Origin of the sequence: Desulfosarcina cetonica JCM 12296 (assembly GCF_001311845.1) — a bacterium.
Lineage (GTDB): Bacteria > Desulfobacterota > Desulfobacteria > Desulfobacterales > Desulfosarcinaceae > Desulfosarcina > Desulfosarcina cetonica.
Genome location: NZ_BBCC01000046.1, coordinates 24,517 through 34,966, shown reverse-complemented (window position 1 = coordinate 34,966; position 10,450 = coordinate 24,517). Strand labels below are relative to the sequence as shown.

The following is a 10,450-nucleotide window of genomic DNA, read 5'->3' as shown; positions in this document are numbered from 1 at the left end:
CGGCCGGCGGTTCGCCGGGTTTGGCCACCGGCGGGTGGATCAACAGGATGGATCGTCTGTTCACCCTTCCAACTCCGCCAAACGCTTCTCAAACTTCTTCTCCAAGCGCTGCCGCTGGTCGTCGGTGCTCCATTTCGGCAAAGCGGGTTTCGATAATCTCCTGGCAGCCGCGGATGGCCTGGGACAAGCTGGCGATGCGGGGACCATCTCCCTCCTGGGAAGCCTCGACCATTTCCTGGTTGAGCTGCTCCAGCCGGGTTTCATTGGTCTCGATTTCCCGCTCGGCCGCGGCAATGGCATCTTCCATGGGTTTGAGCACCTTGGATTTTTCGGTAATGATCTCCGAGCGCAGGCGGCGCAATTCCTTTTTGGTGAAGCGCGGCGCTGCGGAGGGTGCCTCCTCGACGGCCACGGATTCGTCCCGGCGGCGGGTGATGGAGGGGTCGTCCCCCCAGCCGCCCTTGGCCAGAAATTCCGGGTAGGTCCCGTCGAACATGCGCGCGCCGAGGTCATCGAAAACGATCAGCCGGTCGGCCAGGGCATGCAGGAACATCTCGTTGTGGGTCACCATGATCACCGCGCCGTCGAAGGCGTCGATAGCGGCCAGGAGCGCATCGCAGGCGTCCATGTCCAGGTGGTTGGTGGGCTCGTCGAGCATGAGCAGGTTTACCGGCGTCACCAGGAGCTGCCCCAGCATCACGCGGCTCTTCTCGCCACCGGAGAGAACGCCGATCTTCTTCAACGCGCTGTCGCCCTCGAACATCATCGCCCCGCAGATGTTGCGTGCCTTCTGGCGATCCACGTCCGGCTGGGCGTAAAGAATCTCCTCTTCCACCGTCCGGCTGTCCACCAGGCGCTGGATATTGGTCTGCTCGAAAACACCCACCTCGACCTGGGGATTGTAGGTGATCTTGCCGGTTGCCGGAGTCAGGTTACCGGCCAGCACCTTGAGCAAGGTGGTCTTGCCCTTGCCGTTCTTGCCCACCACGCAGATGCGCTCACCGGCCAGGATCGAAAACCGCAGGGCCTCGAAAAGGGGCCGCCCCGCGCCCCAGGCAAAACTCAGGTCTTCCACGGAAAGCACCTGCTTGGCCTTGAAGGGCTTCGTGCGAAAGGAAAAATCCAGTCCCTTGACTTCCTCGAGCTTGTCGCGCTTCTCCATCTTGGCCAGGGTCTTGATGCGCGACTGCACCATGTTGGCCAGGCGGGCCTTGGCGCGAAAGCGCGAAATGAAGAGGCGGATCTCCTTTTCACGGCGTTCGTCGTTGAGCCGGGTCTTCTCGTAGATCTCTTCGTCCTGGGCGATCTGCTCGTAGTACTTGGCCGTGTTACCGACGATCTTGCGCGCCTTCTTGCGGTGCAGGCCCACGGTATGGGTGACCAGCTTGTCCATGAACCCGCGGTCGTGGGTGATCAGCATCAGTTCGTGGGGCCAGGTGAGCAGAAAATTCTCGATCCAACGGATGGAAGTGATGTCCAGGTAGTTGGTGGGCTCGTCCAGCAGCAAAAGGTCTGGCTCGGACACCAGGACCTTGGCTAGGTTGAGGCGGACCTGGAAGCCGCCCGAGAAATCGTGGGGGCTGCGTACCATGTCGCCGTCGGAAAACCCCAGGCCGGCAAGAATTTTTCCACCTTCCAGTGGTGGTCCTTCTCCGCCGGCATCAAGCCCTTCATGCCCTCGGCCAGAACCGTGGGTTCGGTGAAACGGATCAGCTGCTCGACGTGGCCGATGCGATATCCCTTGGGCATGGTGATGGCACCCGCGTCGTAGCCCTCTTCGCCGACGATGATCCGGAAGAGGGTCGACTTGCCGTGTCCGTTGCGGCCCACCAGGCCCACCCGTTCCTTGGCGTTGATCTTGAAGCTGACCCCGTCGAAAAGAACGCGGTCGCCGTAACTCTTGCTGAGGTTTTCAATACTGATCATGGCTCGTCAAATCGTAAGCATTCTTATTTCGAATCCGTCAAAATTCATACCAATGGGGGGGTGTATAGAGGAAGGCCGTCCCGGTGTCAATCACGGGCAGTTCATGGGCCAGGGCAATCGCATGTAGAATTAACCGTATGGCAATTCAACAATGGGGATGGCTGTCTGGTGGAAGAAAAATGCCAAATGCCAACATCCAAATGTCAAATGGAGGATAAAATCGTTTTAAAATAGACAGAATGCCACCATTTGACATTTTTAATTGGTCATTTGACATTCAGCGCCTCCGGAGTTCAAGAGTAAAGATCGATAGAAACACTGATATGCGATTGCCCTGGTCCAGTGGCCAGGGCAATGAGCGCCGACCTGTCTACGTACCGGGGTCCAATCAAGCTTTGGTTTACAATTTGGCATTTGGCAATTATAGTATAGCCAAATGCCAAATCATGAATCCGCGCCCATCCAGAAATAGGTAAATTGGCCATTTCCGGATGGACACGAATTAGGGGGGGAGATGAGCCCATGCACGTCCATTCAATTGATATTCGTGCCAGTAACACCCATCAATTGATTATGCTATTGAAGGAAGGGCTTCCCACGGATTCTTTTGACAAACTGAAGAACCGTCTGGGGATTTCAGACAATACGCTGGCGAATATCATTCAAATTTCAAAACGGACGCTCAACCGGCGCAGAGCGAACGGGAAATTCAGAACCGACGAATCCGAGCGTGTTCTTCGCCTGGCACAGGTTTATGACATGGCGGTTGAGGTTCTCGGAAGTGAGGCAAAAGCAACCCGTTGGCTGAAAAAACCGGCCAGGGGCCTAGGCGGTCGGATTCCCTTGGCGTATGCCGATACGGCGCCTGGCGCAAATGAAGTGATTGCCCTGTTAGGACGGATCGATCATGGGATCTTTCCCGGATGAAAACCACAGCGTGGCGCATCACTCGGGATAAATACGCGGGTGAAGCTTTTTCCGGTGAGGGGGCCAAACGGTTCGGTGGCCGTTGGAATCCTTCCGGAGTACCGGCTGTTTATGCCGCCCAACATTTATCATTGGCGATTCTTGAACTGGTCGTCCATCTGGAGACTGAAATCGACATCCAGCATTTCATCGCCATACCGGTTTCCTTTGATTTTGAACAGGTGTTCGTTCTGCCGAAATCTCAATTGCCCGACGGATGGGATAATCTGCCGATATGCCCAGCGACCCAAGAGGTGGGAAGAAAATGGCTTGAAGGCAAGACAAGCCTGGTATTGCAAGTGCCATCATCCATCGTTCCGATTGAACACAATTATGTGATCAATCCCCAACATCCTGATTTCCCCGAAATAGAGATCGGCGCCCCCGAATCGATCCGTATTGATGAGCGGCTGGCACTATAGGCAGTGTCCATCCACGAATAGGATAATTGGGTCGAGATCAAGGCGCGCGCAAAATTTAACCGCAGGCATATGTTTGATATTCCGAGGATTAAATTTTAAGCGCAACGCCGATATCGGGCAAATTGGCCATTCGTGGAGGGGCACTAGGCAAACTCAGACAACCGCGCTGAGCACTTCCGATGCCGGCTCGTGAAACACCAGATCGGCGATCCGGTCCAAGGGGGTGGAATCACGGTTGATGATCACCACGCGGGCGCCGTTGCGGTTGGCGACCAGCGGCAGTCCGGCCGCGGGCTGCACCACCAGGGAACTGCCCACCACCAGGAACAGGTCACAGGTTTGGGAGGCGGCAAGGGCGTCTTTCATCACATCCATGGGAAGCGCTTCACCGAAAAAACCACATCGGGCTTCAATGTCCCCCCGCATGCCGGGCATTTGGGCGGCAGTTCGGTCGCGAGGCGTTGATGCACGGCCTCCATGGTTTGGTGCTGCCGGCACTGCAGGCAGATGATCCGCCGGGTGTTGCCGTGCAGTTCCAGAACCTTCTGCGAACCGGCGGCCTGCTGCAAGCCGTCGATATTCTGGGTGATGACGGCCTTGAGGGCGCCTTTTTGCTCCAGTTGCGCCAGGGCCGTGTGGGCACGATTGGGCACGGCCTGGCTGATCGCCGGATAGCGGACCTCCTTGAAAAAGCTCCAGTAATATTCCGGATCGCTGAAAAAATTGTCGATATTGGCAAACCGGGCCGGATCGTATTTGTTCCAGAGGCCGTCGTCGCCGCGATAGGTCGGGATACCGCTTTCCGCGGAGATCCCCGCACCGGTGAAGGCCACCATCTGGCGGGCGGAGGCGATGAAACCGCGCAACGCGTCATAGGGGCGGGATGTCGACATGGCGCCTTCCTTTATGGCTTGAAAGCTGTTTGGGAAATGGGCCGGATTGCATCAATCCATGGCCATGGCGCCATACATACTGCAGAAAAAGCCGATGAACAAGGACGGATTCGTAAGAAGCCCAAGATCGGCGTTACGCGTATCCTTACTGGTAAAGGTCATCCAAAGCGGTAAAGAAATCCCGGCGGGTTTCCTCGAAGGTTTCAATGTGGGCGCCAAGCGTCTCGCCCAGGCCGCGCTGGCTCAGCGAAGCGATCTCATGGGCCACCTGGTGAACCTTCTCATGGGCCTCACACACGGTCTGGAAGGCCGGGTCATCGCGCAACGACTGCCCCTCGGGGCTGCTCAACCAGTGTCCGAAGGCGCACTCGTGGTGCGAGGCGACGGATTCGGGTTTCAGCTTGTCATGGCCGCCCAACACCGCATGCAGTTTGTAGCGCCAGTTCAGGTGCGCCCCCTTGACAGCCCCCATATCGAACTTGGCCGTGCGCAGCTTGAACTGGTTGACCAGCGTGTCCACCTGCCGGGCGATGGATGCCAAATCCTCGGCGCTCAGATCGGTCTGGGAACTGCGAAAGGCCAGTTCCGCGGTAGCATGGTGAATGCCGGAAACCTGGCCGGTCACGCGTTCAACACCCTGGGCGCTGCTGGCCATGGCGTTGTTGACCTCGTTGATGCCTTCCGAGGCATGGGCGACACTGCCGGCGATTTCGCGGGTAACGGCGGACTGTTCCTCGATGGAAGCGGCGATGGTACCCACGAGGTTGTTGACGTCATGGACCACATCGGAAATCGCCGTGACCTCCTCGACCGAGCCGCTGGCGGTTTGTTGAATTTCCTGAATCTGGGCGCCGATCTCCCGCGTGGCGGAAACCGTTTCCAGCGCCAGGGCCTTGATCTCGTTGGCCACCACGCGAATCCCTTACCCGCTTCGCCGGCACGGGCCGCCTCGATGGTGGCGTTGAGGGCCAAAAGATTGGTCTGATCGGAAATTCCGTAATGGTGTCGGTCACCTTGCCGATCTTCAGCACCGCCTCGCTCAGCCGCTGGATGCGGTCCGTGGCGTTCCCCGCCTGGGACACGGCCTTTTCGGTGATGGTTCTGACCTTTTCCGTGTTCTGGGCGATTTCGCCGATCGTGGCGCTCATCTCCTCGGCCGAGGATGCGATGATGCTGATATTGGTCGAGGTCTCTTCCATGGCCGAGGCCACCGAATTGATGTTGGCCGTGATCGTGTCGGCATCGCCCTTGACCGCCCCGGCGCTGTCCTCCACCGTGCCGACGTCCTGCCGCATGGCGCCGGACAGGTCGGTCAACAGGTTGGAAGAAAAACGCAGGGTCTCGGCGCTGCCGGTGATGTTGCGGATCGTGGTGTGCAGTTTGTCACAAAAAAGGTTGAACCAATGGGCCAGTTCGCCGATTTCATCCTTACGGGAATCAGGCATGCGTTGGGTCAGATCCCCATCGCCCTGGGCAATGTCCCGCAGCCCGGCCACAACCTCGCGGATGGGGCCGACCACCGCTGCCACAAGGAAGAAAAGCAGGCCGACATTCAAGGCGATCAGCACTGCGGAGAGCCACAGACTCACCCGTGCCCCCTTGCGCGAGGTAAGCACCATCTGGTCCAGGGCCTGTTCCAGCGATGCCGTCGCATGGGCCTGTAAGGTACCCAAAAGGGTTTCGAGGTTTTGGCTGGCGCTCTTGAACGCTTCGGTGGCCGGGGGGATTTCGCCGAACTCCTGATCGATGACCGCCGTAACCAGGGCCTGCCCGGCAGCATAGGTGGCTTCGACCCATTTGATCAGGTTTTCCATCTTGCCGGCCATGTCGGCGGACTTCATGATGGCCGGGTCCTTCTGCAAAAGTGCCAGGATGGATGCCTTGGCCTGGGCAGCTTGGGCGATCCCGTCCTCGGTTGCCGTGTTGGTGCTGGTTTTGATCCCGGCATTGAGAACCGTGCCCAGGGAAGCGACTTTTTCGACAAAAAGGACGGTTTTGAGTTTTTCGTTTTTCACCGACCGGGCAACCTGAATGTTTTTGTCCATCACCAGCCGGGTAATGATGCTGAGCCCGCCAAGGCCCGCAATGGCCAGCACAAAAACGACGATCAGTTTGGCTTTCAGTTTCATCGATCACGCCTCCGACAATCGGTTCGGTATCACCGCCCATCCGGAGCCAGGCAAATCGGCCATTTCCGGATGGGCGCGGATTTCTACCGCTCCAACGGATAACCCTTCTGGCTCCAAGCCATCAGCCCGCCCTGCAGGCGTTTGACCTCGCCGTAGCCATTGCTGGCGAGAAAACGGCCGGCGGTGAGCACCTGTTTGCCGGCATGGTCCACCACCACCACCACCCGCTTTCCCTTGGGAATCTGCGTATACTCGGCGGTAAGCAGCCCCAGGGGGATTTTAACACTTCCGGGGATCCAGCCCATTTCATAAAGGCTGGGCGGACGCACATCCACGATAACGACGCCGTCGAGCCCGGCCTTGAGTTCATCCACGTTCATCGTTTGAATCTTCGTCTTTTCCAAGGCACCGGTCTGTTCCACGGGATACCCGGCCTTGATCCAGCCGGGAAGGCCGGCCTTGAAAGTCATGACGTTGGTGTAACCCAATTCGGCAAGACGCTCGGCCGATTGTTTGTAGAAAACACACTTGGGGCCCAGGCAGTAGGTGACGATCGCTACGGCCTTGTCCGCCGGCAGCTGATCCGTGGTGGCAAGCAGATGAAAGGGGATGTTGACCGAGCCGGGAATGTGTCCCTCATTGTATTCCAGGTCGCTCAAGGGGTCGATCACGAGCAGTTTCTCGCCATTTTGCATGCGCGTGTTGAGTTCCTGGGCGGAAAGATTAACGAATTCGGCCGACCACGCGGCACTGGCGATGATCATGCAGAAAAGCGTCACGGCCAAAGTGATCAACGGTTTGGATCTGAGCATTTTCTCCTCCTCAATGAAATCCATATCGGGTTGGCGCCAGGGTCGAAAAGCTTCCCCTTGGCGAGACAAACGGGATCATCAATCCATTCGGGTGGAACGTTCGCTTAGAACATCCGAGGGCGGCATGGGAACAGCGCTTCAGAATGCGTCATCAACACCTGCTCTATCGCCCATGCCATGAACAACTTTAGCCCGATGTAAAAATTATGGGGGATGGGCACCCATCGCCGACGGTTGCCCACCGAAGGATTCAACGGGCATGACTACCGGCGGCGCTTGTCGTCCCGGAAGACTTCCGAACTAAAGCATTTCCGTCAAGCGCCGAGATAGGCCTTAAGAATGATGCGGGTTGTTGGATTCGTCCCCGGTCAATCCGCATGCCATCGTTTGAACCATACTTTCCAAGGAGACATCGGTGAAGAATACATTGCATAAAATCGGACCCCGCATTCTACTTCCGGCAGCGATCGCCACGGTGGTTTTTTCCGTTGCACTGTTCATTATCGCGGAAACGACCATCACCCGCATGGTCGATCGCAACCTACAACGCATCGCCCGACTGAAAGTCGCCGATATCGCCAACAGTGAAAAGCGTGTGGCAGACCGAATGCTTTCCCTGGCCGCGCTGTTCTGCCGTGCCAAACCGGTGCTTACGGCCTATCACACGGCTTACCAGGGAAATCTTGGCGATCCGGCGGACCCGCAAATGGAAGCGGCGCGGCGACAGCTCCGCGACTATGTCGCCAGCGTGGACCAGGGATACCGGGAGATGCACGGCGGCCAGGCACTGCGCATTCATTTTCATGTGCCCCCGGCGCGCAGCCTCCTGCGCATCTGGAAGAAAAAGCAGAACAAGAGCGACGACCTGATCGCCTTTCGCAACACGGTGGCGACGATCAGCAAGGGCAGCCACACCCCGATTACCGGCATCGAGATCGGCCGCGGCGGGTTCGTCATTCGCGGTATCGCCCCGGTGGTCGATGACAACGGGAAATTCCTGGGGTCGGTGGAAGCACTCTCCTCCTATGATCCGGTCGTCAAGTTCAGCGTCAGCGACGAAACGGAATTCATCGCCGTGTACATGAAAAAGGACTTCCTGAACATCGCCACCCAGCTTCAGGATGCATCCAAGCATCCGATGATCGGCGACCGCTTCGTGCTCGTCTCATCGACCCATCGACAGTTGACCGATCAGGTGCTTTCGGCCGACCTGATCGCCAAGGGCGAGAAAGCGATGCATTCGCAAAACGTCGGCAACCATTTCACAACCGTCTTCCCCATCAAGGATTTCAGCGGCCAAACGATCGGTGTCATGGCCTTTGTTTACGATGCCGGTTCCCTTTACGCCACCCAGCACAAGATTCAATCCGGCATCGCGGCACTCTGCCTGGCGCTCCTGGTGGCCATCCTCACGCCGCTGGTCTTCAGCGTCCGGTCGGTTGTCCGCCCCATCAAGCGGACGTCGATCATGCTGCAGGATATCGCCCAGGGAGAAGGGGACCTGACCAAACGGCTGGATATTATAAAAGTCGATGAAATCGGCGAGTTGGCCGGTTGGTTCAATCTGTTCCTCGACAAAGTCAATGCCGTCATCGTCAGGATCGCGGACAACGCCTGTGAAGTGGAAAGCGCCTCGGTGGATTTCGAGGAAATCGCCGGTCAGCTGTCGGGTGGTGCCGGCGAGACCTCCGATCGCTCGGACCGCGTTTCCACGGCCGCCGAGGAGATGAGCACCAACCTCAACACCGTGGCGGCAGCCATGGAAGAGTCTTCCACCAATATCTCCATGGTTTCCACGGCCGCCGAAGAGATGACCGCCACAATCAACGAAATCGCCCAGAATGCCGAGAAGGCCAGGACGATCGTGGACGCGGCCGTGCACAAGGCCGGGGATGCATCCGGTCAGATGAACCAGCTCGGCGACGCGGCCACGGGGATTGGCAAGGTGGTGGAAACCATCACCGAAATTTCAGCGCAGGTGAACCTGCTGGCGCTGAATGCCACCATCGAGGCGGCCCGCGCGGGCGAGGCCGGCAAGGGATTTGCCGTGGTGGCCAACGAAATCAAGGAGCTGGCCAAACAGACCTCCACGGCCAGCCTGGAAATCCGGCAGAAAATCGAACACATTCAGGGCAGCACGCAAGGTACCGTCGAAGGCATCAACGAGATCTCGGCGGTCATCAACGACGTCTATGAAATCGTCGGCACCATCGCCACCGCCGTGGAGGAGCAGTCGGCGGTGACCGTTGAAATCGCCAACAACATCGCCCAGGCGTCCCAGGGCATTCATGAGGTCAACGAAAACGTCAACCATACTTCCTCGGTGGCGGCGGAGATATCCAGGGACATCACGGCCGTCAATCAGAATGCCGGTGAAATCGCCGGCACCAGCGAGCACGTGAAGACCAGCGCCGGCGATCTGAAACGGATGTCCGCGGAATTGAGCGCTATCGTCAGCAGTTTCAAGATCGATCGCGAATGCCGGGATCGGGAGGGTACGGGGGATAAGTCTTTTTCTTCAAATCCGTAAAACTGAAATGCAGATTATTACAGATAGCACAGGCTTTTGGGGTGTCGGGATTATGCAGAGATCCTGTACTGTGTGTATCAGTATAAAAATGCCGGTAGCCAGGTCGAAACAGATCTATCACAACAATTGACAAAGGTGGCAGACCAAAGCTATTCTTAGCATATATGCGGTTCTCCCTGTTGTGGGATAATGATATGTTATCGTAGCGTTTTGTAGTTTCACTTCCTTCGAGATGCCCGTTATATACGCCATCATGTTGTCAGCGTCAGGCAACTGGGCGATACTTATTAGATTATCCGTTCTGACCAAGCGCATACCCAAAAACGTGGACAAGTAGATACCAAATCCTAACTGAACGGTAGGTGCCTAAATGGCAAGAATGAAAGGAGGGTCAAATGGCTATTAGAGTTTTTATCAAACGAACATGCGAAGATTCCAGCAAAGAAAAGGAGCTTTTTGGTCTGGTTAGAAAACTTCGAAGCCTTGTTCCCCAGCAGCCCGGTTATCTCTCAAGCAAATATGTAAAGAATATCAATCTCCCAAAAGATATCGTTGCCATTAGCACGTGGGATTCTTTAGAAGATTGGCAAAACTGGTATAAGAGTGAGGAACGGCGTGAAATTCAATCAAAAATAGATGCAATTCCTGGTGTAGAAACGACTTTTCAAACCTATGAGGATACAAAAACAGAATAACACCTTATTGACATCGTTTAAAAGGTTTTAATTGCCGAATATCTATATGGATTCATGGGGCCGCAAAAACGATGCAA

At 56.8% G+C, this 10,450-nt stretch carries 8 protein-coding genes and 2 pseudogenes; 4 read left to right on the top strand and 6 right to left on the bottom strand.

Going from position 1 to position 10,450, the window contains the following annotated elements:
• Positions 1-88: 88 nt before the first annotated feature.
• Together JCM12296_RS44390 and JCM12296_RS47470 are read right to left on the bottom strand one after the other, a co-directional pair.
• Entirely contained in the window at positions 89-1,591 is a 1,503-nt protein-coding gene (locus JCM12296_RS44390) for an ABC-F family ATP-binding cassette domain-containing protein (protein ID WP_281491999.1), read from the bottom strand.
• Positions 1,537-1,926 (bottom strand): ATP-binding cassette domain-containing protein, encoded by a 390-nt coding sequence (locus tag JCM12296_RS47470; protein WP_281491998.1) that lies wholly within the window; start codon positions 1,924-1,926, stop codon positions 1,537-1,539. The genes JCM12296_RS44390 and JCM12296_RS47470 overlap by 55 nt, the downstream gene beginning before the upstream one ends.
• A gap of 477 nt (positions 1,927-2,403) precedes the next feature.
• Between JCM12296_RS47470 and parS the strand changes: the two genes are divergently transcribed.
• On the top strand, positions 2,404-2,853 hold the full coding sequence (parS, locus tag JCM12296_RS12620) for a type II RES/Xre toxin-antitoxin system antitoxin (RefSeq protein ID WP_157067571.1): 450 nt from the start codon (positions 2,404-2,406) through the stop codon (positions 2,851-2,853).
• Entirely contained in the window at positions 2,850-3,314 is a 465-nt protein-coding gene (locus tag JCM12296_RS12615; RefSeq protein ID WP_054693397.1) for an RES family NAD+ phosphorylase, read from the top strand. The genes parS and JCM12296_RS12615 overlap by 4 nt, the downstream gene beginning before the upstream one ends.
• A 153-nt stretch (positions 3,315-3,467) precedes the next feature.
• Here JCM12296_RS12615 and JCM12296_RS44380 read toward each other — a convergent pair.
• From JCM12296_RS44380 to JCM12296_RS12595, 4 genes and pseudogenes are all read right to left on the bottom strand, one after another.
• Positions 3,468-4,150, bottom strand: a pseudogene (locus tag JCM12296_RS44380) (SIR2 family NAD-dependent protein deacylase).
• 202 nt (positions 4,151-4,352) lie between these two features.
• Complete coding sequence (locus JCM12296_RS50445) at positions 4,353-5,117, bottom strand: methyl-accepting chemotaxis protein (RefSeq protein WP_083456097.1); 765 nt, start codon at positions 5,115-5,117, stop codon at positions 4,353-4,355.
• A gap of 475 nt (positions 5,118-5,592) precedes the next feature.
• Positions 5,593-5,826, bottom strand: a pseudogene (locus JCM12296_RS50440) (HAMP domain-containing protein); the annotation flags it as partial.
• 593 nt (positions 5,827-6,419) lie between these two features.
• The gene (locus tag JCM12296_RS12595) at positions 6,420-7,148 is read right to left on the bottom strand and encodes a rhodanese-like domain-containing protein (protein WP_172683879.1); all 729 of its coding nucleotides are present in this window, start codon (positions 7,146-7,148) and stop codon (positions 6,420-6,422) included.
• A gap of 415 nt (positions 7,149-7,563) precedes the next feature.
• Between JCM12296_RS12595 and JCM12296_RS44370 the strand changes: the two genes are divergently transcribed.
• Positions 7,564-9,678 (top strand): methyl-accepting chemotaxis protein, encoded by a 2,115-nt coding sequence (locus tag JCM12296_RS44370; protein WP_054693381.1) that lies wholly within the window; start codon positions 7,564-7,566, stop codon positions 9,676-9,678.
• Positions 9,679-10,073: 395 nt separating this feature from the next.
• The gene (locus JCM12296_RS12585; RefSeq protein ID WP_054693378.1) at positions 10,074-10,373 is read left to right on the top strand and encodes an antibiotic biosynthesis monooxygenase family protein; all 300 of its coding nucleotides are present in this window, start codon (positions 10,074-10,076) and stop codon (positions 10,371-10,373) included.
• Positions 10,374-10,450 lie beyond the last annotated feature (77 nt).